The 26428-nt window shown below is 39.2% G+C and carries 22 protein-coding genes; 1 reads left to right on the top strand and 21 read right to left on the bottom strand.

Annotated elements, in window-relative coordinates; genetic code table 11:
- Positions 1–16: 16 nt before the first annotated feature.
- From ACYVHJ_RS20295 to ACYVHJ_RS20230, 14 genes are all read right to left on the bottom strand, one after another.
- The gene (locus tag ACYVHJ_RS20295) at positions 17–1381 is read right to left on the bottom strand and encodes a hypothetical protein (protein WP_460518566.1); all 1365 of its coding nucleotides are present in this window, start codon (positions 1379–1381) and stop codon (positions 17–19) included.
- Positions 1382–1410: 29 nt separating this feature from the next.
- Positions 1411–2499, bottom strand: coding sequence for a dipeptidase (locus tag ACYVHJ_RS20290; RefSeq protein WP_460518563.1), 1089 nt, complete (start codon positions 2497–2499; stop codon positions 1411–1413).
- Positions 2496–2885 (bottom strand): RidA family protein, encoded by a 390-nt coding sequence (locus tag ACYVHJ_RS20285; RefSeq protein ID WP_460518560.1) that lies wholly within the window; start codon positions 2883–2885, stop codon positions 2496–2498. Before ACYVHJ_RS20285 ends, ACYVHJ_RS20290 begins: the two co-directional genes overlap by 4 nt.
- Positions 2886–2918: 33 nt before the next feature.
- Positions 2919–3725, bottom strand: coding sequence for an SDR family oxidoreductase (locus ACYVHJ_RS20280; protein ID WP_460518557.1), 807 nt, complete (start codon positions 3723–3725; stop codon positions 2919–2921).
- Positions 3718–4494: a Rossmann-fold NAD(P)-binding domain-containing protein gene (locus ACYVHJ_RS20275; protein WP_460518554.1), complete on the bottom strand. Its 777-nt coding sequence runs from the start codon at positions 4492–4494 to the stop codon at positions 3718–3720. Before ACYVHJ_RS20275 ends, ACYVHJ_RS20280 begins: the two co-directional genes overlap by 8 nt.
- The gene (locus ACYVHJ_RS20270) at positions 4484–5416 is read right to left on the bottom strand and encodes a Gfo/Idh/MocA family protein (RefSeq protein WP_460518551.1); all 933 of its coding nucleotides are present in this window, start codon (positions 5414–5416) and stop codon (positions 4484–4486) included. The genes ACYVHJ_RS20275 and ACYVHJ_RS20270 overlap by 11 nt, the downstream gene beginning before the upstream one ends.
- Positions 5417–5473: 57 nt before the next feature.
- Positions 5474–6421 carry an aldo/keto reductase gene (locus ACYVHJ_RS20265; protein ID WP_460518548.1) on the bottom strand — a complete coding sequence of 316 codons (948 nt, stop codon included), beginning with the start codon at positions 6419–6421 and terminating at the stop codon, positions 5474–5476.
- A complete protein-coding gene (locus ACYVHJ_RS20260; protein ID WP_460518545.1) occupies positions 6418–7227 on the bottom strand; it encodes an HpcH/HpaI aldolase family protein in 810 nt (269 codons plus the stop codon). Before ACYVHJ_RS20260 ends, ACYVHJ_RS20265 begins: the two co-directional genes overlap by 4 nt.
- Positions 7228–7477: 250 nt before the next feature.
- Complete coding sequence (locus tag ACYVHJ_RS20255) at positions 7478–8206, bottom strand: SIP domain-containing protein (protein ID WP_460518542.1); 729 nt, start codon at positions 8204–8206, stop codon at positions 7478–7480.
- A gap of 97 nt (positions 8207–8303) precedes the next feature.
- Positions 8304–9167, bottom strand: coding sequence for an SDR family oxidoreductase (locus tag ACYVHJ_RS20250; RefSeq protein ID WP_460518539.1), 864 nt, complete (start codon positions 9165–9167; stop codon positions 8304–8306).
- A 209-nt stretch (positions 9168–9376) separates the two neighbouring features.
- On the bottom strand, positions 9377–10573 hold the full coding sequence (locus ACYVHJ_RS20245; RefSeq protein ID WP_460518536.1) for a BaiN/RdsA family NAD(P)/FAD-dependent oxidoreductase: 1197 nt from the start codon (positions 10571–10573) through the stop codon (positions 9377–9379).
- 267 nt (positions 10574–10840) lie between these two features.
- The gene (locus tag ACYVHJ_RS20240) at positions 10841–11782 is read right to left on the bottom strand and encodes a dihydrodipicolinate synthase family protein (protein WP_460518533.1); all 942 of its coding nucleotides are present in this window, start codon (positions 11780–11782) and stop codon (positions 10841–10843) included.
- 2 nt (positions 11783–11784) lie between these two features.
- The gene (locus tag ACYVHJ_RS20235) at positions 11785–14124 is read right to left on the bottom strand and encodes a hypothetical protein (RefSeq protein ID WP_460518530.1); all 2340 of its coding nucleotides are present in this window, start codon (positions 14122–14124) and stop codon (positions 11785–11787) included.
- A gap of 209 nt (positions 14125–14333) precedes the next feature.
- Positions 14334–15326, bottom strand: coding sequence for a beta-galactosidase (locus ACYVHJ_RS20230; RefSeq protein WP_460518527.1), 993 nt, complete (start codon positions 15324–15326; stop codon positions 14334–14336).
- A gap of 287 nt (positions 15327–15613) precedes the next feature.
- Here ACYVHJ_RS20230 and ACYVHJ_RS20225 point away from each other — a divergent pair, with 287 nt between their 5' ends.
- Entirely contained in the window at positions 15614–16789 is a 1176-nt protein-coding gene (locus ACYVHJ_RS20225; RefSeq protein ID WP_460518524.1) for a dicarboxylate/amino acid:cation symporter, read from the top strand.
- A gap of 257 nt (positions 16790–17046) precedes the next feature.
- Here the strand turns inward: ACYVHJ_RS20225 and ACYVHJ_RS20220 are convergent, their stop codons facing one another.
- The 7 genes from ACYVHJ_RS20220 to ACYVHJ_RS20190 form a co-directional block, all read right to left on the bottom strand.
- Positions 17047–17364 (bottom strand): hypothetical protein, encoded by a 318-nt coding sequence (locus ACYVHJ_RS20220; protein ID WP_460518521.1) that lies wholly within the window; start codon positions 17362–17364, stop codon positions 17047–17049.
- A gap of 64 nt (positions 17365–17428) precedes the next feature.
- Entirely contained in the window at positions 17429–18211 is a 783-nt protein-coding gene (locus ACYVHJ_RS20215; RefSeq protein WP_460518518.1) for an alpha/beta fold hydrolase, read from the bottom strand.
- Positions 18212–18580: 369 nt separating this feature from the next.
- Positions 18581–20854, bottom strand: coding sequence for a catalase/peroxidase (katG, locus tag ACYVHJ_RS20210; RefSeq protein ID WP_460518515.1), 2274 nt, complete (start codon positions 20852–20854; stop codon positions 18581–18583).
- A gap of 683 nt (positions 20855–21537) precedes the next feature.
- Positions 21538–23334, bottom strand: coding sequence for a right-handed parallel beta-helix repeat-containing protein (locus ACYVHJ_RS20205; protein ID WP_460518512.1), 1797 nt, complete (start codon positions 23332–23334; stop codon positions 21538–21540).
- A gap of 152 nt (positions 23335–23486) precedes the next feature.
- Entirely contained in the window at positions 23487–23897 is a 411-nt protein-coding gene (locus ACYVHJ_RS20200; protein WP_460518509.1) for a DUF1761 domain-containing protein, read from the bottom strand.
- Positions 23898–23960: 63 nt separating this feature from the next.
- Positions 23961–24788, bottom strand: coding sequence for a helix-turn-helix domain-containing protein (locus ACYVHJ_RS20195; RefSeq protein ID WP_460518506.1), 828 nt, complete (start codon positions 24786–24788; stop codon positions 23961–23963).
- Between the two features lie 59 nt (positions 24789–24847).
- Entirely contained in the window at positions 24848–26416 is a 1569-nt protein-coding gene (locus ACYVHJ_RS20190) for a hypothetical protein (RefSeq protein WP_460518503.1), read from the bottom strand.
- Between the last annotated feature and the right edge of the window lie 12 nt (positions 26417–26428).

Below are 26428 nucleotides of genomic sequence, written 5' to 3'. Positions count from 1 at the left end.
TTAACTGAAATCAAAATTAAGGATTTTTATCCTCGTGAATAAGCTCAAGTAGTTTTTTTCTAAACAATTTCTCCGAACCTGTAGAAAGGTTACTGATCCTACACCTCCAGGTTTCATAGCCTCCTTTCTCTATCTCATGTGCGGGTGGAACATAGCCTACATTTTCATTGGCCAGGCTAATTGTGAAATAGGGAAAATCAAGTCCTTCTTTAATTTTAAGCCCGGTTTCCGCAAAAAACTCTCCGGGTAAAGCACCAATTTTCCCTTCCCCTATATGTAAAACCTGTACCGGACAAGAAGCATCTTCAGGAAATTCATTCAGCAACATTTGCTCTCTGGCATACAGTTTTTCCCAACCTTCAGTATTAGGCTTCAATTCTTCCAAACCTCCGGAAGCCAAGATGGCCTTTGATTTTTCCAATTCTTCTAAACTAGGCATCCTTCTCTCAGCCTTTAACAAGCTAAAACTGCTTTTGAGTTGGGGCGATTTATCCCACCTAAGACTTTGAACCATTTCCAAAACCTTTTCGGCCAACTCACCTCCTATTTTTCTACTTTTGGCTAACTCTCCTTCAGGAAATTTAACTCTCCCACTGAAATCCCAGATATTTATATCCCCACTCGTACCATTGCTCATCATCCCCACAAAAGCATCTCCTGCCCCTAATTTTTCTTTCAATGCATTGGAAAACATACCAAAATAATCCGCTGAAATGGTTCCGTTTTGCCAATCCCCAACATAATGAAGGGAGTAATTGCCCAAAATGGAGATCCATTCCCCGTCTAGGCCTTTGATAGCTAAAAAACTCAATTCAGGATCCGGAATATTGAGTGGTTTTATGATTTGGTCTTCCACTCCAAATGGATTGGTTTTGATTGTATCGGCTTTTCCTGTTACCGGGTTAATTGGGGAATAACTATCTCCCATCCAGTACCTGCGACACATCACATATTCCGGAACATCGATAGCGCCAAAGGCCAACTGAGCCGGTTTTACCTGGCTCAAAGCCTTCCCTACAGCCGTTGTTATCAGACCAGGTAGTCGTTTCCTATAGGCCATGTCTGCTGGCACCATGTGCACATCCTCCACAGCACCGGAAGCATGGGTATGTGTAGCCGAAATCAAAACCTGCCCGGGAGGTATTCCAAATTTTTCCTCAATGATAGCTTTGGTTTTATCCAAAAGCTCCTTTCCCAACACACATATGTCAACAATCACTATGGCCAAGCAGCTGTCCTCATTTTTCATTACCAGTGCTTTGGCATGTAAAGGGTCATGTATCTTTTGGGCGTAATGGGTAACAAAATCACCGTTTATAATGGTCCCTAAGGGAGGTGTGGTTTCGACAATGGCCGCACCAGCTTGAAAAACATTTGACATGGATAAGAAGTATTTATTATTGTGAAATTTTAACCGGAGGGCAGTGCTTTTCTTAAAAAGCGAAGAAAATTACCATGGAAAATATTATCAATATCCTTATCAGAATACCCCCTCCTATCCAGAATCTCCTCATATTTCTGGAGATCTGCTATGGAATTAAGGTCCCAGGGAGATTGTTCCGTACCAAAGATGCCATCCAAATCACTACCAATTCCAATATGTTCACTGTCTCCCACCAATTGACAAATATGGTCCCAATGATCTACCAAATGCTCCAATTTGATATCCAATTGCCAAGGGTCTGAAATGGTATCGATAAAACGGATATCCATGGCCCAGCAGTCTAACATACCACCAATAATTGCTCCTCGCTTTACCAATTTTTTAATTTGCTCATCAGTTAACTGTCTCTGATTGGGCACAATTTTCCGAACATTATGATGACTGGCCCAAATGGGACCTCCATATAAATCCAAAGCTTGATCAAAACCTTGATCCGTAAGGTGGGTAAAGTCTAAAATCATTTGGTATTGCTCCATTTTCCTGAGCAGCTCCTTGCCTAATTCAGTGATGGTCCCTTCTGATTTGGTCCCCGGCGCGTATCGTCCCGGACCGAAATGAGACAATCCCAATGCCCGAAGTCCATAATCGTAAGCCCTGTCTAAATAGGAAGGGTTTACCAACGAATCTCCCCCTTCAAGGTTTAGAATATAACCAATTGCTTTTTCCTCATCAGGTATATTGCTATCTTCCCAAAGTGCAAGCATCTGATCCAGATCCTCTTTTGTCAAGATCTGTTTCATTTCACCTAGTGCTTCCATTTCCCTGTACCAAGCCAATTGAGCTTGAGTCATGGCCCAAGCTTGTTGAGGTGAATTCCATCCGGCAAGTGCAGAATCAAGAGGGGAATACCTGGCCAATTGGGTTGCCACCACAATGCCGATTTTTCCTTTTCTTAATTCCGGCAAACAGACCGTTCCTCTACCTCTATCAGGCTTGTCTGGCATATGCATTTCAGCCTTTCGAATGTCTGAAAGCGGTTTACTTAAGTCCCTGTTCCACTCAATGGCATTCATGGACAAATCCAAATGCGCATCTAGAATCAGCCTTTTACTCATTTTGAATCAGGTATTTTAGCAGTACAATCGATTTCTACTTTAAGATTTTCAGCCAAAACAGATTGAACGGTAATCCGCGCAGGTTTGGTATTTTTGAAAAAGCTGGCATAAACCTTATTGTACCGGTCAAACTCTGAGATATCTGACAAATGTACTGTACATTTTACCACATTGTCCATGGTTCCTCCGGCGGCTTCAATAATTGCCTGTATATTTTCTAAGGTTCTCTGGGTCTCCTCCTCGATGGTTCCCAACTTAAATTCAGAAGTTTCAAAATCTACTGATGCCTGCCCGGAAACGAACAAAAACCCATCTACCAAAATGGCGTCAGAATAAGCGCCGGTGTCAAAACTTAAATCTCTTTTAGGGTGTACTATCTTTTTCATTATCTATATTTTTTAATTGATTAAAATCTAATATTACCATGCAGTCCATCCACCGTCTACCACCAAGTTATGCCCCGTAATATAAGTAGAAGCATTGGAGAGTAAAAACCCTACAGATCCGGCCACTTCATTGGCCACACCTACCCTGCCTAAAAAGGTCTTTTTTTCTAAGGATTTGATAAAATCCGGATGCGCTTTTTGTACTTTATCATTCGGGAATGGGCCCGGTGAAATACTGTTACACCGTATATTCTTAGATCCAAAATGCATACCTAGGTACCGCGCCATCTGAATGATTCCTGCTTTACCTACCCCGTATTCAATAGGGTTGGTCATAAGGGGAGGTTCATATATATTTTGGTCAGGTGAACCCATTCCGTACATGCTTCCAAATAATACTATGCTGCCCGATTCCTCGGTCTCCATTAATTGCCCTACGGCTCTTGCCAAAATAAAAGTTGCGGTAAGCTCAGTGTGGATTACTTGGTCAAAATCCTGCGGCTCTATCTTCTCTAAGGACTTCCCACTGGCCGCATAGGCAAGGTTTACCAAACCATCAGGACATCCGTATTTCTCATTATTTTCATTTACAAAGTTGGCAATGGCTTGAGTATCCGAAAGATCAAATTGAGATGGAATCAAAAGACTACCCAATTTGGTTTTTTTCGCAAAATCAAAAGACCTGTCCTCACGGTCAATGCACAAAACCCTGGCCCCTTCCTTACAAAGTAATTGAACCACGGCTTGACCCAAATAACCTGCTCCTCCTACAACCCAAATTGTTTTCCCTTCCAGAGAAAACGGAGAAGCAGCAAAATTTGCAGATTTTGAATCAGGCATTAAGTCCTCCATCCATTAAAATATTCTCGCCATTGATATAAGCTCCGGCTTCAGAAGCCAATAAGACTGCCAAACCTTTGATATCATCAGTATTGGCCATTCTTCCCATAGGCACTTTTTTATTGTAATTGGCTACAAATTGCGCTGGTTGATTGTTGAACAATCCACCCGGGGAAATACAATTGAATCGGATATTTTTACCAGCATTCATTTTAGCCATAAAGCGACTAAGGTTAATTAACCCTGCGTTGTGGAAAAAATAATCAGGAGGCAAGTCTCCCATGCTGGTACCTTCATAATTGGAGAGATCCGGACCTTTCATGCCCATCATGGAACTAATATTAATCACAGATCCACCTCCACTAGCGATAATCAAGTCTGTCATGGCCTTTAGCAAATCCCACATTCCGGTTGCATTTACACGCATTGATTCATCAAATTCTTCAAGAGGTCGATTGTAACCCTTCATAGGCCTTGACACAGCATTGTTTACAAACACATGAAGTTCGCCAAATTTTTCCTTCAGTTGCTGTGTAAACTTTACTACTGAGGTGCTATCCCCTTGGTCCACTTCCATCGCAAAAACATCCAGCCCTTTGGCTTTAAAAGTAGCAGCTGTTTTTTCCGCTGAAGCAATATCTCTAGAAGTAGTTATTACAGTTCCCCCAGCTTCAGCCAAACCTTCTACCAGGCATTTACCATATTGGCCGGAACCACCGGTGACTACAATGACTTTTCCTTTTAAGCTCAATAATTCTTTAACGTTCATTTTCTGCTATGTTAACTACTACACCCCCATTTTCAAAACTTTCCTTGGCACCAATGACCACTTCCATAATCGCAGCGGTTTTAGAAAACTCTAAATAGGGTTTCTCCCCTTTTAATGCTTCTATAAATACAATTAGATTGTCCCTAAACATGGAGTAAGAATTCTGTATATCAGCCATCTTCCAGCCATTTTCCCCAAAAAAGCTAAGTTGAAATGTGCCACAAATATCCTTGAACAAATGTACCGTTGCTTTGACTCCATTCTCGAAAGTAACCATTACAATGTCTTCATCTGCTTCCCCTATATGCTGGACCTTTACCGGTCTAGGATCACCTAAAGTACTAAAAAGTGCCTCCAGAAGGTGTACCCCATATTTTTTCCAATCCTTTTTACCTACTGCAGTTACCAAACGAATGTCTCCAAGTGATTTTATTCCCGTTCTGACTGTTCTACATTCTTGCGAATAGCGCATGGAAGAACAGGACATAAACACTTTTCCTAATTTATGCTGTTCGGAAAAATAGGTTAGGTCTTCCCTAGAATAAACCAAAGGTTTGTCTATAAAAATCGGCACATTTGCTTCTAAAAAAGGCTTGGCCATCTCCACATGACTCTCAGGATCATCCCTTCCGAGAATAACGGCATCCACCGCTCCAATCATGTCTTCCAAATTTTCCACTACATGGGAAATCCCCGCATTTTTAGCAATGCTTTTGCTAATCTCAAGATCTTGACTCCACACATGACTTACCTTGGCTCCGGGAATGCCGAGGGTATCCTCATTGGCTTGTAAATAATCTGATACTGCAGGGTAACCAATCTCATTGATTATATCGCCATCAAAAGATCCATTGATGATTGAAGACCAGGAATAAGGGTGGGCATTTCCCGGACTCATTCCTATCATTCCTATTTTTAGCATTTTCTTTTGGTTAGTTTAAAAGCAAATTCATAATCTTATCTTCCCTTATACTTGAAATTAAAGCCAACCCATCCTGTCCCAATAGGGAATATTGATAAATTCCGGTTCCGGAAAAGGTATGGCCCCGGCGAGTAGCTTTTGATTTAAGGTGGGCAGGTCGGCAGTTTCGAGGGCCTTTTCCAAATAAACAGGTTTATCAATCCCCACCAATACCGATGAAACTTTCTCTTGGTCTAGTACATAGCGGGTAGCATATTCGGGTAATGTCATGCCCTCTTCCGCTGCCAAGCTTGCATATTGCGAAATATGATGTTCTATAGCAGCCAAAGGTGCTTTTAGGTTTTTACCACGTTCACTTAGCATCCCTCTCATCAAAACAGAACGAACCACCATACCGACGCCTTTTTCAGCTCCCAAATCAAAAATCTCCTCTTGTCGCTGATCCAATAAGTTATATGGCAATTGAATGACTTCCCATAAGCCTGAATTGATAGCTGTTTCTGATTCCTCCACAGAATAAGTAGAGGCACCTATGGCTTTGGTTAGCCCTTCCTTTTTCAAATCCTCAAAGGTTCGGCAGACTGCCTCATTCTTCAAAATGCTTAAATCCGCTTGGTGTAACATCAATACATCCACATAATCCATACTTAAGGCTGCTAAACTCTCTTCAAGTGAGCCTCTTATTATGTGCGCCAGGGTTTTGTCATCAGGTAATTCGCCGGAAGGATTTTTCAAATGTTGGCATTTTGTGCAGATCACAACTTCCTCCCGCCTTTGCCGAAAAGCTTTGCCTATCAATTCCTCACTTTTACCATACATTCTGGCGGTATCGAAAAAGTTGACTCCTTTATCTAAAGCCTGAAGCAAAAGAGCTATTGCCTCATTTTCTTGCAACATGTCCTTCTCAGAATGAACACCGGGGCCATAAGGCAAACCGATTTCCACACCCCCGAAAGCGATTTGAGAGACTTCTATTCCGGTATTTCCTAATAGACTACGCTTCATTTTTTGGCGCCGTAATACCCTTTTTCATTGTCCACCTTCTCAGCTGTATTTCCAAAACCAGCTACCAGGTCAGCACAATACTTCGTGAGCGTCAAAACATCTGCACCTATGCTTATAAACTGATATCCCATGTCCTGGTATTCAGCTACCTTGGTTATAGGGCCTGTGGTACCGGCAAACTTGCCATATTTCCTTGCCACTTCTACCACCTTTTGTCTGGCTTCTTGAATTTTTGGGTGATCCATATCGCCGGGAGCTCCAATGGCCTGGCTAAAATCTCCGGGACCAAAAAACAACATGTCAAAACCATCTAATTTGGCGATTTCCTCCAAATTTTCTAATGGTTCAGGATCTTCTATTTGAAAAATTACGAAACGCTGTTGGTTAGCATCTCTTAGGTAGGCTTTAAAATCTCCGGCGGCGTAGGCCCCATCCGCATTTCCTCCATCAATGGCTCGCTTTCCTATGGGATGAAAACGCGTCATCTCTATTACCTTCTTGGCATCTTCCAAACTCATGATATGAGGTACCATGATTCCACTGGCATCGAGTTCCAAGGGTTTTACATAATCACTGTAACTTCCTCTTGGCACTCTCACTAAAGTATCTTTGCCCTGAGATTTGGCTGCCCAAATTTGGGCAGCCAAAATGGACCAATCCTGCCCAATGTGCTCCTGATCCAGCCACAAACAATCAAACCCTGCCTGTGCGGCAATTTCAACAACGCGGGCATCTGCCAAGTTTACTTTAAAAGAACAGACTTTTTCTCCGTCCCTTAATTTCTTAAGCACTAGGCTTTCTCTCATTTTTATAGTCATATCGGTATTTGCTTGATCAAATATACCAAAGGACTATTAGAGACACTATTACTTTTATTTTAAATAATGATACTATTTTTCGAAATTGTCGATGATACTATTGAAAGGAAATTTTGAAGAAAACCGTGTAGCGAAAATTGGCTCATAATACATCAAGACAAAGGCGGAACCTACAGATTTTCCCAACCTTTCCTTTTAAATATAAATAAAAGCCTCAAAGAATTCTATGAGATAACTATTATTCAAGACCTTTTTTCTCCGGATTCCAAAATGGCTTGGTCTTTACTTGATTGCTGTCCCAACCTAACTCTTTTCTAAAATATTTATTTAACTGAATACAAATCCTACTGTCTCCGGCGATATAAACCATCTGCTTCCCTTGCATCTTTCCCACCTTTTCTTTTACCAGTTTCAAAACTTCTTCTTGAGGGTTTAAAGGCATTTCATAGAAACCAAATGGATTGGTGTGGTCTGTATCAGCAAACATTTCCTTTTCGTTAGAACTATAAATAATACCATCGACTTGCTTCCCCTTCTCAAGGTTTCTCTGAATGACGTACAAATGTGACAAGGCAGATAAATCTCCTATCATAAGGTAACTATCCGCGGAATGGTCAACTAGAAATTTTCCCTTTTTCCATTTAAAATAGACTTGATCACCCGGTTGGCTTTTTTCTACCCACTGAGCTCCTATACCCTTGCTGTGGGTAGCGATGGCCAAATCCAAAAAACCTTGCTGTTTGTTAAGATCCCAAACACTATAGCTTCTTATTTTGTCTTTCATGGAAAGGCCTTCTTTGCCAATTCCAATCCCTACACGTAAAAAATATCCCGGAACAAAATCTACCTTAGTGAAGGTATCTGATTTTAAGCGAATCTTGTAGACTGCTTCTGACAATTTGGTTTTCTCCACTATCAATGCTTCCAGAAGCACCACTTTTTTAATTATATTCTCAATTATACCCATTGTTTCACTATTAATCCCTACGCTTTATTCTACCATTTACCCGTACTTTATTCCTTTTCTATTAATGCAAAAAAGCAGCGTTTAAGATTGGGTAAATTTATAATCCTTTTGTCATCCTATCCTTTACAGCTTTAACCATTTCCAATGGGGCCTGGTGGGGTCTTCCGGTTGCCTTCTCAAAATCAGAAGGCACATCATTGACTCCTCGCTTTATACCTTCATAAATACCGGCAATTACCGTTCCTATAAAATCTCCTAGGGCTGCTGTTCTTTCTTTCCGGTAATCTTCTACAGATACCTGATGGTAAGACAGTTGAGTTCCATACACTTCATTGATAATAGCTGCTAACTCTTGTTGGGTGATGGGTTTTCCACCTAGATTATAAATGTGCCCATTGTGTTCATCCTTCAATAACATTTGGGTATAGGCCATAGCTAATTCATCCCTGCTTGTATAAGTACACTTCCCCTCTCCTGCACAATTTCTGATTTCACCATCTTCAATGTAGTGGTCTATGTATTCAATATCCGGTTCGATGTAAATCCCATTTCTTCCGATCGCCCAAAGCAGACCTGAGCCTTGTACATCTTTCTCCGTCTGCCTGTTGCTTTTAACGATTGGGCTAAATGCCGTGTTTTCTTCGTCCCCTATGATACTGGTATAAACAATTTTTTTAACTCCATTTTGCTTTGCTGCTTCAATCACATTTCTATGCTGCTGGATTCTCTTTTCAGGATGATCCATACCTGAAACCAATAACAAGGTATCAATTCCTTTCAAGGCTTCATTGAATTGATTTCGGCTATTATAATCTCCTTTCCTGATCTCAACACCTAGGTGATTGGCCTTTTCAGGAGTTCGCGCAATACCTTTAACCTGGTTTTCACCGACTTCTTTTGTCAATTGATTGACTATAGAAGCTCCTAATTTCCCACTGGCTGATGTAACTGCTATTTTCATGATATTATTTTTAGTTTTCATCCTGAAATGGTGCAAACATACACCTGATTTACTTTCTCAATCAAAGGTCGCTACAAGCCTTGGCACTAAAAAGGTTAATCCTTAGCTATAAATGGTAAATATGGGAATTGGAAACTTAGGACTACCAAATACAGGAAATTAATTCATCCTATCCGGAAAAATGATTCGGTTTAGCAATTACTTCGGTATTATCCCTCCCCATTCAAGCCATTTAAGAAATCCGCCAGTGCAAAGCCCATACTGAAACAACCCTGAAGCAAATACCCTCCGGTGGGTGCATACCAGTCCAGCATCTCTCCAATGGCGTAAGAATTGAGCATTTTTTTAATTTGAAAATTCGAATCAACCTCATCCAAAGCAATACCGCCCATGGTTGAAATAGCTTCATCCAACGGTCCTGCGGACTTGAGCTTTATAGGCACTGCTTTGATCGTTTGAAGAAGTAAATCGGGATTTGAAAATGTGTTTTTGTCACAAAACTGTTTTAACAAACTAATGGAAGTACGGTCTAAATTCAGTTCTTTACTTAAAATACTTGTTACTTTAGCTTGTCTGGACCCATTGTATTTCGCTTTCAACTGAGCGATTGTTAAGCCGGGCTTTAAATCCAAATGGACAATAACCTCCCTTTTAAACAAAAAAGACATTTGAATTTCTCTGCTTAAGGCATAGATAGCATTGCCCTCCAAACCAAATCTTGAAATACTCAATTCTCCCTTAACCTCTTGTTTTCCAAAGGTCAAGGCAATATTTTTTAGAGGTTTTCCTTCATGTGCTCCAATAAACTCCTTGCCCCAAGCTACTTCAAAGGCACAATTGGCAGCCCTCAGCGGCTGAACATTTATTCCTTTTTCTTCAAATTTCTCTTTCCAGGCGCCATCAGAACCTGTCACTTTCCAGCTTGCCCCTCCCAATGCGAAAACTACAATATCGGTATCAATTTTTAGGTCCTTATCAAATCGTAGACACCCCTCTTTATCCCAACCCAACCAATTGGTATTCAGCCTGAATTGAATGTCTTTATCAGCAATATAGGATGTGATTTTATTGAGCACTTCAATGGGTTTTATTCCCCTTTCAGGAAAAACCCGGTTGCTTGATCCTACAAAGGTAGGTACGCCAAGATTTTTTAGCCATAAAATCAGGTCTTTATTGGTAAACCGGCTCAAAATAGGCGCCATAAATTCACTTGGCTCATAAGGTTTAATGAGGGATGCCAAATTGGTCTCGTAAGTTAAATTTAATCCTCCTTCCCCGGCCACCAAAAACTTCCTACCTAAGGTCTTTTTTTGCTCACACAAGGTTACCTTATATTTGGTTGTGTCAATATGCGCAGCAAATAGTAGTGCTGCAGCACCTCCACCTACAATGGTTATCTTTTTCATCTACAAAAACCGGGATTAGTAAGTTAGCAAAAGGAAGTTTCAGCTATAAAGTAATGGGTCGACTTAGGCCTACAAATTTGCATCTTTCGTTTTTCAATGTTGGCAAGATTATTTGGCCGTAAAAAAGCAGCCAAAAATGTAAATACAAATTTACCCTGATATTTTTATCTAATAATACCCAAACTCAATTTTTATGGCTTTTAGATAAAATGAGAGGATCCAGCCAAGCCTGCAAAATTATTCATAAAAACAGTTACCGATCTCAACCTAGCCTTTCTCTAATTTCAAATTATTCTCAGTCCATAGGATATGATCAATTAGGAGGTCTGCCTGCTTTTGTTGTTCTCCATCAAATGGTGCAATTGGAAACCGTACCGTAGGCTGTGTATAGATGCCTTGCCGGTACAATAAGCGCTTAAAAAAATGGATTGAAAGATCTAAACTCTGATTAGAGAAATTCAATACTGGCAATATTGTTTTGAATAAGGCTTCAGCTTCCTTGGTTTCCCCCATTTCAAAGTGGCGGTATATTTTTGTGTAAATCCAATGCATTCCGGTAGGCATAAAGGCATGTACACCCCGGTGAAGCCCATCCATCATTTGAGATACAGCCCAGCCTCCGCTCACATTTAATTTCCCTTGAGTCAGCTTCAGAATGCGTGAATATTTGGGCCCGGCAGGCACCGTTTCTATTTTTAAACAACGAAAAGTAGGTACCTCATCAAATAACTCACAGATCAATTCGTCCGGCAAGCCAGCACCGGTAGCATCCCAATCTTGTAACATAATCATCTCCGGAGATAAATCGGCCAACTCCATAAAGTGCTTTTGAAACTTCTGTTTGTCAACAAAAGGAATTTGGAACAAAACATTTCTACAACCTAAGGCTAAATATGATTTCAGTAGGGTTTTACTTTTGCTCAAATCCTGTTCTCCTGCCCCGCCAATCACAGGTACCCTATCCTCCACTGTTTCTAACACCAAAGCCAACATCTTTTGTCGCTCAGTGGCTGTTAATTTATATACTTCTGCTGCCATCGCAGGCACCAAAAAGCCGGCGACACCAGCCTTTAGCGCCTCGTTAACATTTCTTTTTAATGATTCAAAATCAATTTTATCATGTTTAGTAAAGGGCGTATTGAGCACAGTAACAATCCCTTTTAAAGGATAAAGCTCTTTTTCGGGGTGGAGATGTCCTTCTTTATTCATACTTATTCTTTGATCAGCCAAACATCCGTTACCCTGGATTGCTTCCTCCAGTTTAGGTGTTCTTCATCCGGCTTGTCAAAGCTTAGCTTTAATGTTCCATCTTTGATTAAATCTTTTGGAAGTGGAAACTCTTTAAACTCCTCAAATCCCTTTTCATATTTAGTCGGCACCAAACGTTGGTCATTTGCTCTTAACAATGCTTCACCAAATCCGGAAACCCTGATTAGGTAACTGGCATTAGGATCTAAGTCATGGTACTCCAAAGTTGGTGTAAATTGAAACAGCTGAGTAGAAAGGCGCTTTCGGCTTAGCCCATCATTTTCCCATAAGAAGTCTATGGCATCATCGGTTTTGGAAGTAACATGCTCGGCATCGGCACTTGAAATATTGTCATAAAAACTACCTTCTCCCGGAGAGTCATAGGTCCTAATAAAATCCAGCCTTGCCAACTTTTCTTTTTCAGTGCCCAATTCCCTTATTTTGTCAAATTCGTCTTCCAACCACCACCTATTGTTCAATGGGTAATCAATAAAGTCTAGAATCGCTCCTCTTTCAGCATTTCGTGCCTGGTACTTTTCTACGCTTAACTGTGCACCTATGGATCGAAAAAGTTTATCGGCATATTCAAATACTTTTTCCTTTAGGTCTTGTGAAACCATATCGGTTGTTGCTTTGTTTAAATGCTGAAGTGCATTTTTCATGGCCTCTTCTGCTCCTATTTTTTTTGCTTGAGCCAGTATTTCATTCGCTTCAGCTTCCAGTCCTTTTTCAAAGGCCAGCCTATCCTGAATATATGCATCATAATAAGCCCTCATTACCAATTGCTGCCATCTCCAGTTATCGGACAATTGGGGGTTATTCTCTTCCAAACTTGTCCATAATGCCAAGGTTATTTTAATTGAATCATTGTTCTTTATTGGACCTTCCCAATTTTTTTCTAAAGCAAATATCCCATCAGTAGCTTCCTCCGCGACTTCTGGTCCAAAGAAAAACCGACTGTACTCCATGATAATTTCTTTGGGATCTTTTTGAGGATTGACACCCAGCTGGCTCCATAATACTTTATTGACATCATCATGGGTACCATCTGAATAAGTGATAAAACCATCGGTAAATTGGCTATCTCTATGAAACAAGTCAGTATACATAAAGGGCTGAGGATTGCATGGCTCCCTGCCCAATGTCAAAGCAAAAGCCTGGTCCCAGTTGTCTACCGGATATTGACACCTTACCGTATGCGTTATGTCCGGATAAAATCGGTGCAGGTATTTTTTTGGCAGTAATTTTCTCTCCAAATCAATTGGAGGACTACTAGGGCCATAAACCAATCCTTTGAGCCAATCAGGATTATTCTGTTCCAGATAATCAAAGAAATATTCAACTTTTTCCTTATTAAAGCCTTGCAAGGATACCCAAATCCCGGCCTCGGGATGATACTCCTTCAAAATAGCTGACAAATCATTTAAATAGGGAATCAACTGAGCAGGATGGTTTTCTCCCGGGTCCCCTCCCGGGACAAAGACACCATCTAACCTTGGACATTTGGCATAAAATGCTTCCTGTTCTGCAAGCCCTTCCTGATGTGCATTGTGGATGGTCAGGTCATGCGGGGCAGGAGTCCAAACCCAATATTCCGCATCGTACTTTTCACATATTTTGCTGAGTTCAATCTCCATAAGCTGGGGGTTGACCTTAAAGTGCGGACTAGAGTTGACCTTCTGAAAGGGTATATTTTCGAAACTATTGGCGCCGAAAAGTACCTGCTCTCTGAAATGTTGATCAAATTGCTCCACCGTCCAGGCGTCCCAAGAATTGGCAGTATTTCGAAAACCAAACTGATGCCCTCGAAGAGGATATTCCGGGGCTTCAGAAAAATCTATGGCAGATTTAATAGTGATTTCACCTTCTTTCATATTCGCCATCCTCAGCAACTTACCTACACCAAATAAGATGCCTCTAGTATCAGCCCCTAAAATCCAAATTGTATTCCGGTTACCTTCTTTCTCATGGTAAATACGGTAACCTTCTGCCTTCAAGTTTTCGGGAACACTATTGCTTTTCAAAGGAAGCTTCTTGCCAAATAATTCAATGTCATTTTCCAAAGCTATGGCAATGGTCGTATTGCCTTCCCACTTATCCGCTACCTTCAGGTGAAGTGCAGTACGTTTTTCAATTTCCTCGACCAGGATCTCTTCGGCTGTTTCCCGAATAGGTGAATTGATCTGTGGAGAAATTAAGATATTGGCTTGGCCCAAATCCAGCTTTCCCTGATCTTCGTTGGCACATGAAAATAAGGCATTGAATGCTATAATAATTGCCCAAAACTTTGTAATTGTCTTCATTTTATGCAGCTTTTTACTTTATCGGAAGAAAGGCTCTATGTCATACTGTATACTTATAAATAAAGTTACCTTTCCTATCTCAACATTAACTACTGCAAACTAGACAAAACTTACCACGATTGGTGGGAGCCAAGGTTAGCCAATTGCAAGAAAAAGTAGTAATACTGCATCATAAAAAGAGGGAATTAAAGTTTTATCCCTTGCCATTCTTATTTATAGGTAACATTGGCATAAGCATTAAAGTCAGCAAATTCTTGTGGAAAAGTATTGTTTACAAATTCATATTCCCAAAGTTCAATATACCTTACCCCCATTGTTTTTGCTTGGGCAAACATGGTACTGTAATCATCATCTTTAAACCTTTCCGTTTGGTCAGACCTGCCAATGGCCTGGGCATAAATATCACCCGGGAAAGCGGTTAATGCGTCCAACAAATTGGGTTGGTATGTAGTCTTACCGGAAATCCACCAAATTGCAGCCCCAACTCGTTGGTTCAATGAGCTGTCATTCCATAAGTCCGTTATGATTTGGTTTGGAATAGCGCTATCATTGATAAGGTCATGTACTTCTACGGCAATGGCTTTATCAGGAAAGGCCATTGCGAAATTTTCAGCTACTTCTTTAACGGAATTTACCCATCTTTCAGCAGTGAACCCTGCATTGATAAGTACCGCTTCAGGCACCCCATTAAAATGACCTTCAATGCCATTAGCAGTCATTTGAGGGGCATAGACCAAGGCTAAGTCTTCATCATTTCCATATTTAGCTGCCAAGGCCAAAGCCAATTGGTTTAATTTAACATTAACTTGGGCATCCCACATTTTTGGTATACTCTTTACATTATTGTAATAATCAGTGATTTCAAATGAACCAACATTTTCATCCTCAAACAACCAAGCGGGGCTACTTTCTCCAGCAATTATACCTAAACTCCATTCCAGATTTCTTTCCTTAATTAACTCTAGAAATTGATCAATCAATAAAAAATCAAATACCCCTTCCTCCGGTTCAATATCATTCCATCTCACACGGATTAAAGCCCCATTGACATGGGCATTATCCAAGGCTGTTTCGTTTCCAAAAGAACTTGAATACAAACCCTTTGGCTTGTAAATACCACTGTTATTTTCAACTTTGGGTGCTTCAATACTATTGCATGAAAGACAAATCAAATAGAGGAAAGTTAAAAAAAATCTTTTCATTCATTTTATATTTAAGGTTGATTATGGTAAGACCAGTATTTTAGGCAAAGGTTTAATTATCTTTAAAATAAACGATTAAATTTTGTATAAATAATATTTTACCATGCCTTTTGCAACAAAAAAGAAAATATTATAAACTAACTTATACCCTTAATTTAGCCTATACGATGTATTTTAAGGTCAATTTACCAGCTCAAAAATGCTCCTTCCGGACAATGGCTGTATATTAGCCATCCTAAAGTTTATTTTAAGGCAGACATTTCCTATTGGGATAATTAGCGTAGATCATGAAACAACTATTTTCGAACTTATTGTTTAAAGTTTTCCTAGCCATAGTATTGGGCATTCTTTTCGGACAGTATTTACCAGAATCCATCAATCGGATCTTCACCACATTCAATGCTTTTTTTGGACAATTCCTGAATTTCACCATTCCACTGATCATTATGGGCTTAATTATGCCGGCCATTTCTGATTTAGGAAAAGGGGCAGGGAAATTATTGTTAATGACAGCTGCCATTGCTTATGGTAGCACCTTGTTCTCGGGTTTTATGACCTACCTTACTACTTCCGGGATATTCCCCATGCTCTTGGAATCGCATGTTAATGGAGCTGCTCCAATTGCCGAAGAAGGACCTGAATTAACACCTTACTTTAGTATTAGCATCCCTCCTATTCTCGACGTTATGTCGGCCCTTGTTTTTGCTTTTGTGGTTGGAATAGGTCTTTCCACCCAGGAAGAATCAAATCTAAAATTGATGGTGAGAGACTTTCAAAAAATCATCATGCAATTGATTGAAAATGTAATCATCCCTCTCTTGCCGCTTTTCATTTTGGGTATTTTTGCCAAAATGTCCTTTAGCGGACAAGTCTTTTCAATTCTATCCGTATTCATAAGTATAATTGGGGTGATTTTTGCCTTGCATGTTTTGCTTTTATTGCTTCAATACATCATTGCAGGTTTGGTTTCAAAGAAAAACCCTTTTAAATTATTGATCACAATGATACCTGCCTACTTCACAGCATTGGGCACCCAATCTTCCGCAGCTACCATTCCGGTAACCTTAGAACAAGCGCTGAAAAATGGGGTTTCTGAGAAAATAGCAGGCTTTGTTATCCCTCTATGTGCCACCATTCACCTTTCCGGTAGCATTATGAAAATCACTGCTTGCGCCATGGCCTTAATGATTCTGTACGGAATGCCTTTTGGTTTCACACTCTTTGCCGGATTTATTTTTGTTTTGGGTATTGCGATGATAGCTGCACCCGGGGTTCCCGGAGGAGCCATTATGGCCGCTGTTGGTATTCTTCAATCCATGTTAGGCTTTAACGAAGAGATGATTGGCTTAATGATCGCTTTATACATTGCCATGGATAGTTTTGGAACCGCCTGCAATGTGACCGGTGACGGGGCAATAGCTATTGTTATGGATAAGGTAACGGAAGAAAAGTTGGCTGCTTAAAATTGAAATAGGAAGAAGCATATAAGTGACTGAATCCCATTTATAGCTTATAAATTAAAGTAACCTAGTCAATAGCTTTGGGTTTCTAATCCTTGAAAAAGTGAAATCCAAACCACTGATTTTGGCGGTATTGTTGCTTTTTTTTTTCTGCAACAATACTGATAAAATTTCTTCCTGAGTTAGCTTTCCAAAGTCAATATGCTAAATTTTTGGGACTGTATTTATATTAAAATTGAATTCTGCCGTAACAATAGAAATCAGGTAGTTTTATCTTGGTTCTCATGACTTATACTTGTGCCTGAACAGCATTCATTAAATATGGTAAGGGCTTTCATTGTTTTGCTACTTTTTTCATTGGCTATATCTATCAATGACATTAAAGGGCTTCGCAAAGGAAAAGTATCATTATCTGAGTAAGCTGAAACAAAAACCTTTTCAAGCACTTTCCCTGCTATGGGGCCTTTGTGTACTATATTTAATATTTTGCGATATACAGGTGGGGCATAGATATCATAGAGTTCAGGAGTTAGTTGGTGTTTATTTTGTTTATTCTCTTGATCTTTATCCGACTCCATATAAATTCATTTAAAATTATTTCTGAAGATACTAAATATCCCATTTTAAACAATGGCAGCCCCTTTATTTCAAAAAGGAAAAGATAGTTTTGGCTGTTTCATCTGGATGGCTCATATGTGGGCAATGACCTTTTACCTCAATAACTATTAAGGTGTTATCAGGGGTATTTGCATTGATGTATTGCCCTACGGCTAAAGGTGCAATCATGTCATCTGAACATTGTATGGTCAGGCTTTCAACCGGAATTAAAGGTAGATCTTTTCTATTATCGGACAAGAAAGTTACTCTGGCAAAGTCCTTTCCAATTGCAGGATCAATTGAACAAAAACTATCAGATAATTCACTAGTAAGTTTTTTCCCGTTTTGCGGATTCATTATGTTGGGTGCTATTGATCTGGCCCAGCTGATATAATCCTCTTCCATTACCTCCATTAAGGAGTCAATCGTTTCCTGATCAAACCCTCCTGAGTAATCTTCTGTACTCAAATAACACGGAGATGGGCCAATGAAAACAAGTTTTTCAAAAATATCTGGTCTTTTTATTGACGCTAATGCGCCAATCATACAACTTACTGAGTGACCAATAAATATCGCATTTTTTAATGCTAATTCATCTAAAATCTCAATTACATCATTTACATAGCCATCTAGTGATAAATATTTTTGACGGTCATAAGCCGTTAAATCAGATTTCCCAGCTCCGATAAAATCAAACAAAACAACTTTGTAATTTTTGGTGAAATAACCAACTATGTACTTCCAGGCATTCTGGTCGCATCCGAAACCATGAGCAAAAAACAACACTTTGCTTCCCTGGCCAAAGACATTGATATTGTTTCTTTTCAAGACATCCGTCATATAAATGGATTTGTTTTTGAAGAATTAAAAATACAAAAATGCTACGCTTAAAAAAGACTATTTTTATTTGCCCTACAATATTTTTTAATGGGGTTTAAATTTATGTTCAAAAGGGTGCCGTTGCATTATTCAAAGTTATGAATTATCAGGTAATAAATAATAAAACTTATATCAGAGCGATGCAATATTCCTTCAATGGCTGTGATACCAACTCTTCCGGAGAAAGATCAGAAAATTTGTTTCCAGCGTTCGGTCCAAAAGAAACAAAAAATAGCACCGAGTCGAAACCCGATGCTATCTAAATTTATCCATAAAATCTGTAACGCCTATTCAGGACTAGTCAAACTGAAAGTAATTTTATTTTAAGTCAAATCGATCCGCATCCATCACCTTCGTCCAAGCCTTTACAAAATCATTTGCAAATTTTTCTTTGCTATCGTCTTGGGCGTATACTTCGGCATAGGAACGCAAAATAGAATTGGAACCAAATACCAGATCCATTCGGGTAGCGGTCCATTTTACCTCGCCCGTCTTACGGTCGCAAATGTCATACAGTCCTTCACTCTTTGGTTTCCATTCGTTGTTCATATCTGTTAGATTAACGAAGAAATCGTTGGTCAAGACACCTGGATTGTCGGTGAAAACACCATGTTTGGTATTGCCATAATTGGTACCCAACATACGCATACCACCAACAAGCACCGTCATTTCCGGTGCAGTTAGCCCCATTAGCTGTGTTCGATCTAGCATCAATTCTTCAGAACTTACTACGTAGTCTTCTTTGCTGTAGTTTCTATACCCATCTGCCAATGGTTCTAGTGGAGCAAATGAATCTGCGTCTGTCATCTCATCTGTAGCATCTCCTCTACCGGTTGAAAATGGCACGGCAATATCCAAACCAGCCGCTTTGATGGCTTGCTCTACACCAAGGTTACCTGCAAGTACGATGGTATCAGCTATACTGATCCCAAATTCAGCAGCGATAGGCTCGAGTACAGACAATACATGGGCCAATCGCTCAGGTTCATTGCCTTCCCAATCTTTTTGAGGGGCTAAACGTATTCTGGCCCCATTGGCTCCACCCCGCTTATCAGAATCCCGATAGGTGCGGGCACTGTCCCATGCAGTTGATACCATCTCTGCAATTGATAAACCGGATTCGGCAATTTTATCCTTTACAGCTGCCACATCATAATCCGCTTTTCCTGCAGGAACAGGGTCTTGCCAAATTAAATCTTCCTCCGGTACATCCGGGCCAAAATACCTAACTTTTGGTCCCATATCCCTGTGGGTTAATTTGAACCAGGCGCGAGCAAAGGTTTCTGAAAAATATTCATGATCATTCATAAATTTTAAGCAGATCTCTTTGTAGATAGGGTCCACCTTCATCGCCATATCAGCATCGGTCATCATTGGATTAAGGCGAATACTAGGATCTTCAACGTCTACCGGTTTGTCCTCCTCTTTGATGCTTACCGGTTCCCACTGCCAAGCTCCTGCAGGACTTTGGCGAGGTTCCCATTCATGATTGAACAACATTTCAAAAAATCCATTGTCAAATTTGGTAGGGTGGGTTGTCCATGCACCTTCCAGCCCACTTGTTACTGCATACCTACCTTTGCCGGATTTGGTAGGATTGTGCCAACCTAAGCCTTGCTCTTCCACATCCGCGGCTTCAGGTGCCGGACCTAAGATACTTGCGTCTCCATTCCCATGGGTTTTACCTACTGTATGCCCTCCGGCGGTTAAAGCAGCAGTCTCCTCATCATTCATGGCCATCCTGGCAAAAGTTTCACGAATATGCGCCGCCGTTTTTAAAGGATCTTGTTTACCATTGACTCCTTCCGGATTCACATAAATTAACCCCATCTGCACTGCAGCCAATGGGTTTTCCATGGTGGATGGATTCTCCACATTGTCATACCGTTCATCACTTGGTGCCAACCATTCTTTTTCTGCGCCCCAATAGGTGTCTTTTTCAGGATGCCAAATATCTTCCCTTCCAAAGGAAAATCCATAGGTTTTTAAACCCATACTTTCATAGGCAATGGTACCGGCCAAAATAATTAAATCTGCCCAGCTGACTTTATTGCCATATTTTTTCTTAATTGGCCATAATAATCTTTTTGCTTTGTCTAAACTAACGTTATCCGGCCAAGAATTTAATGGTGCAAAACGTAGGTTTCCTGCACCACCTCCCCCGCGTCCGTCAGAAATCCTGTAAGATCCTGCGGAATGCCATGCCATTCGAATGAATAAACCACCGTAATGGCCCCAATCTGCCGGCCACCACTCTTGACTATCCGTCATGAGCGCATGCATGTCTTTTTTTAATGCCTCAACATCTAATTTTTTAAGCTCCTCCTGATAATCAAAATCCTGACCTAAAGGATTTGTTTTACTGTCATGTTGATGTAAAATATCGAGATTAAGAGCGTTGGGCCACCAACTCATAACTGATGCGTTAACTGAAGTATTTCCGCCATGCATCACAGGGCATTTACCGGTCGAACTACCATTGGCAGAGGTATTGTCGTTGCCTTCAGCAATGGTTACGCCTTCATCCTGTTTTTCGTGATGCGGGCATTTGTTTTCCTCTTGTGATGATTTCGGGTTTTTGTTAATATCCATAGTAAAAGATTTATTGTTTTACGAATCAAATTAAGGTCAACACCTATTTATTTATCTCTTTGATAACACTTTTGCACACCTTATGTTTTTATAAACAGCCACTGATTATGAAACTACCATACTGGGAAATTCACCCAATAGAACTAACCATAACCCTAAATATGCTTATTTAGAAAGCGATTTTTAAGTTAAACGAGAATTATTTCACTTATTTGCCCATATCAAAAAGCATTTCCGGTAATCAATTGTTTAAGCTGTTCATTGTCAATTACAAAATAGTAAATTCTTATAGAATTTCAGCAAGAGACCTAATAAAAATTCAGTCGGATTTTTAAATAAGAGGTTTGATTCTAATTTAAAAGAACATAGATTAAATGAAGGACAGGTAAAAAATTTAAATAAATAGTCCAACTCTACCATATTCTAAAAATTGGCATTTTACTCTTTCAGGCAAATCATCAATAATTATTATAGTGTCCCTTTTATATCGAGTATCCTAGAAAATCTTACCTTAACACCTCACCATAATGCTAGTCTTGAATCTTTTCCCTTTTTATAAAAGCTTTCCGCACCGCCTTATTTTAATTGAATTCAATCAACTAGCTTGGGGGCCTCCTTGAATTTAACCTACGACCTGATCCTTAAGCCGATTTAAACATTTTATGAGGATAGCCCTTTTCAAATTAGGGTATGCTCACTTCAAGTACTTTTTTATTGTTCGAGACAAAAGTAATATCCGGTTTCTCGTTGTCCTTGAAACGAATTTCCTTTGGTGTTTTATAGCCTCTGTCAAAAATAAAAACAGGGTATTTCCCATCGATTGCTTTTGCAGGTATGGCGGCTACTTCCATTTCTCCCTCACTTTTGGTAAAATATCCCGTAGCAATTTCTTTCCATTTTACCTCAGACCTTCCACACCTGTTGATCTCTGTACCTTTGTCATCAAAAAAGAGGATACTGTAGAAATCTTTATCACCTATGCGTGAGATCGGTCGATCGTAAATGGCTACATATTCTTGCCCCGGCAAATCCAAGCTAAACTCCCCTACCTCGGTAGCAATCGGAGCTCCCACACGGAAATCGGTCAAGTGGTTTTCAGAACCGGCCACTTTCGGGTTTAGCTTGAAATTTTTATCTTGGTTTTGCGAAAAACTCGGCCCCTCCCTCTGAGAAAACACAGTAATCAATTTCTCTTCCTTTTTAATACTTCCATTCAGGTCATCTTGAAACCTAAACCAAGCCGAATACTTGGCATAGTCCTCTGTGACAAACCAGAGTTTCACTTCATCCTCTTTATGATAATTGATCGTGGTATTTTCTAGTTTAAAGAATACACATTGCAAAACAATTTCTTCTTCTACATTGGTAAAAGCATTGCCTCTGATGGTATTTCCTTCAGTGTTAATTTTTATTCCGATTGTTGAATTTTCAATGGTATTGTCTGATATAAGGTTATAAAAAGCATAGTCACGACCTTCGTCTGTAATATCATTTCTTGTGTCTCTGCCCATTCGTGCCCCAATATGAATGGCTACCGAATAACCCTCAAAATAATTGTCACGAATAATGTTATGGTGAGGCATTTGCTCCCGCAAATTATTGCTTTCTCCCATATTTCTAAACATGGAAATCCCAATTCTCCTTTGTTCCGTTTGTATAAGGGATTTTGCAAAGGTATTGCTGCTTATTTCACTGTCAAAAAAAGTGTCTCCGATAAAATCCCCATAGGAAGGTTGATGCTGACTCAGGGTATTGTCCCTAAAAAAGTTGCCAATAAATTGATTTCTACGACTCTTACTCCCGGAATATATGGCCCCATACCCATTCTCAAAGAGGTCACAATTCCTCAAAAGTGTATTGTAACCATTCGTATAGAACCCTACCCTGTTTCTGGCAAACACACAGTTTTCTACAATCAAACGATGTTGCCTTTGATCGCCTGTACCATTAATTTTAACACCACGCTTCCATCCCATAAAAGTGAAATTCTTAATTTGCGTAGGCTGGATTCCTTCTATTTGGGGAAGATTATAAAATATTCCGCGAAGTTCGTTTCCATCTGTCCATGGCTCCTTTTTTAAAGCATACAATTCATCAAGCGGAAGCTTTTGCCTTTCGGTTCTCACATCCATGATCAGTCCATTGCCATCCATTACTATGCCTTGTTTTGCGATAGTAAACAAGGATTTATTGGTAAACGCCTCACTAATCTTCACTAACCAAGGCTCATTTCTTGATTTGAATTTAACAGAAGTGTCCACATCAAACTGTCGGATCAATTCTCCCTTATCATTGTACCAGTCAGCCCATCGTTTGGTATTCCAAGGATCAAAATCTCCCTTTCCATCTTGTAGAACCTCTTTTATATAAAAAACACTTTGGCTTGATTCAGACGCTTCCTTAGTGGTTTCACTTTGAGCAGAACAAAATGAATAGCCTAAACAAAAGGCTATAATAAACAGGAAAGGGATTTTTTTCATAAAGTTATTGGCTTGTTATTAATTGAAAATGAAAATCCTAATCCAGGATAAAATTCAACTCAAAATAAGCTATTTAACCTACTTCTCCAATAGGTATTAAACCGCAAAACAAAAACAGCCTCATTTTCGGGTTAAATTAATACAGCCAAATTTTACCAGGCACCCAAAATTCCTCCCATCAAGGTAAGGGCCACGATGCAATAACCTGCATTGATTAAAAATGCTTTGAATGATCTGTTTTCAAATAAATACAAAATTCCTAAAAGTGTGGCTACCCAACCAAAACCTGCCAAGAATCCAGCCATCAAGCCGAAGGACGTATCAGCATTTACGCCAATAAACAACTCTAGGTTCAAGGCAGCAACAAAGGCCAAAAATAATGACAAGCCAAATACCTTGGGCATATTCCTATTATTCAAGTCCGATTCTGTAAATCCAAATGCCCGCATCCAGGCCTTACCAAATAATGGACCATACCAAATCCCTCCCACCAAGAAGGAGGATATTGAGGCGACTATGACCGATAACCAATTGATGTTTGCAAAAGCTGATCCCATATCCATAGTGTATTGTGATTTTGTTCTTTACAATACTACTAGAAATTGAAACCTTGAAATAGTAAAAAATTAACCTTTCTTGTCCAAAGGGAAAAAATTAGTGGCATCATTAAATCCCTGTTGAATAAATTTCTGTGGATTGATTCCTGAAAAATGCTTGAATTCCTTGATAAAATGCGATTGATCTGTGTATTCAAATTGGTAAGCTACCTGTGCCCATTCAATCTTTTTTGACTGATAAATTTGCTGTAAAATCACATTGAAACGAAGCATGCGTTGATAATATTTGGGCGTCAATCCCACATACTTTTTAAACTGATCTATCAGGTGTTTTTGCGTTTTTGCATAGCCCTCAATTACTTCGGGAAAATTGACCACAGGTTCATGCTGTAATCTTTCCAAAACCTTTAATAATTCTGCAGGAGGGGTTTTATCCTTTCGGAATCTTTCAAGCAACCATATTTCTGCGCTTTGAAACTTTTCTTCAGTCGATTTTTTTTCTAATATTTCTTTTCTTAAAGCAAGTATATCCTCTCCAAACAATTCCTTACCGGAAATAACTTTATCATTCAAGTTTTGCATGGGAAAATGAAAAAACGGATAGGCACCAAATGCTTTGAATTGAATCACAAACAACTCGGAATGTTGGTGAGCTGAAATGGAAATATGATTTTTTTGCATACCTGAAACCCAAACATCCTTAAATGTTGCGATGGGTGCTAAAGTGTCATTGTCATAGGTATTTCTTTGAAAGCCATCTAACTCAAAAATTATAAATACATGTCCTGTGGGAACCACCCGTTCTATCGAATGGTCAGGTATAAAATCTTTCAGGTGAAAGATGGCCTCAATGTATTGGTTCAATACCCCTTTTAGTAAGTGTCTTTCAATTGCCATTTCACAAATGATTTCTTGCCCTTATCAATATAGCTAATCTAAGGCTTTTACACGAATAATCACTCAATTTCAATTTTCACCAAGCTTTGGCCAAAAGCTCTAAGTGCCACACCCATGTATTGATTGTCACTTATTTTCGAAATGTTAGATGGGAATATCACAAAGTTTTCCAAATCACCCATTTTTTTTGAGGTTAAAACAACTTCTGAACTTGATTCACCATTACCATTAATTTGGCCAGCCAATAAATCCCGATTTAAAAGGTCATTGTAAACAAAATAGATTACATCATCTTCAAACATCTCATAGACACTACCACTTAACGTTCTTCTATCAATTTGCTTTTTAGTATATTTCTCAATCCAGTTAATTTCTCCGCTTTCTGATATATTTATGAATTGCATACTATAAAAACCAAAATAGGTTACCCCTTTGCTTTGAAAGGAATTTAAATACTCCGAACATAAGGTTACGCTGTTATTTTCGAGAGTATAGATTGAATTTATCGTTAAATAGGAGGGTAAATCAAAACCTTTACCTTTTTCAATTTTATTCAAAACTTTTTTACTTGCTTTTTCTCTGCCCCCAAAATAAAAATTCAACTTGTCTTCCTCAGAAAACGGGATGTATTCTTCAGCCTTAACCGCTAGGCTTAGAGGTGCTAAATTTTGTACAAACAAACCATCTATTGGGTCTAATCCTTTTTCATTGGAATAAAACCCCACAATCTTTATTGATCCATTCTTATGATGAGCCAAGGAGAGATCAACAAAATACTTATCTGAATTTTTCAAGTAACGTATAACCGGCTCTGAAATCCCTTTGTGAAAGGAATAGAGAATATGTTCATATTCATCCCAACTTTTTTCTACAAAAACCTGATTTAAAATATTCAATCTACCATCATTAGATAATAGAATATCTTCCTTATGGTATCCGGCAACTTTAAGATTTGTGAATTTGCTTTCAAATCCACTCTTGTTAAACTCAGGAATGGTAGCATTTATTACCCATTCAGAATTCATTCTATTGTCAAATACTTCAACGTATGCATGAGATTCTCTGCTGCGAGTATTGCCTGAAAAAGAATAAATAGCGAATTTTTTCTTGTTTTTAGATTGAATAATGCTGTAGTTTGACCTCCTATCTAAACCCTTTTTCATAATAAGGTGGTCGACCACCAATATTGGTTCTTCAAAGTCTAAAGTTTCCTGATTGAGACGTTTTCTAAAAAGCCTGTTTTCACCCTTCAACTCATCAGAATAAAACAACCAAATGTCTTCCTTTTCATCCTGATAAAAGAATTCATAACTTTTATCTTTCGCTTTACTTACTATAGTAATCGGAATATCCTTTATTTCTTTACTCTTTATCAGATTAGATTCGTGGTCGTATTTATCTAGAAACAATTCCCCTTTTTTACCTAATCCCCCACCAGAAATGCTGTAGCCTTTAGATTTGAGCCGCAATATATAAATCCCCTCATCTGTGGTGCCAACTATTCCAATGAATCTCGTTGATAACTTTCTTGATGCTGACCCGGTTAATTCAACATTTACTGTTTTATCCTGCGCTTGCAAATCAATTTGAAGGGATAAAAAAAACAGTACAAATAAGTATAATTTCATTTTGGTTATAAA

It is taken from the genome of Cyclobacterium sediminis (assembly GCF_054781075.1).
Note: the sequence above shows the minus strand (reverse complement) of the source record. Positions and strands in the feature narration are given on the sequence as shown.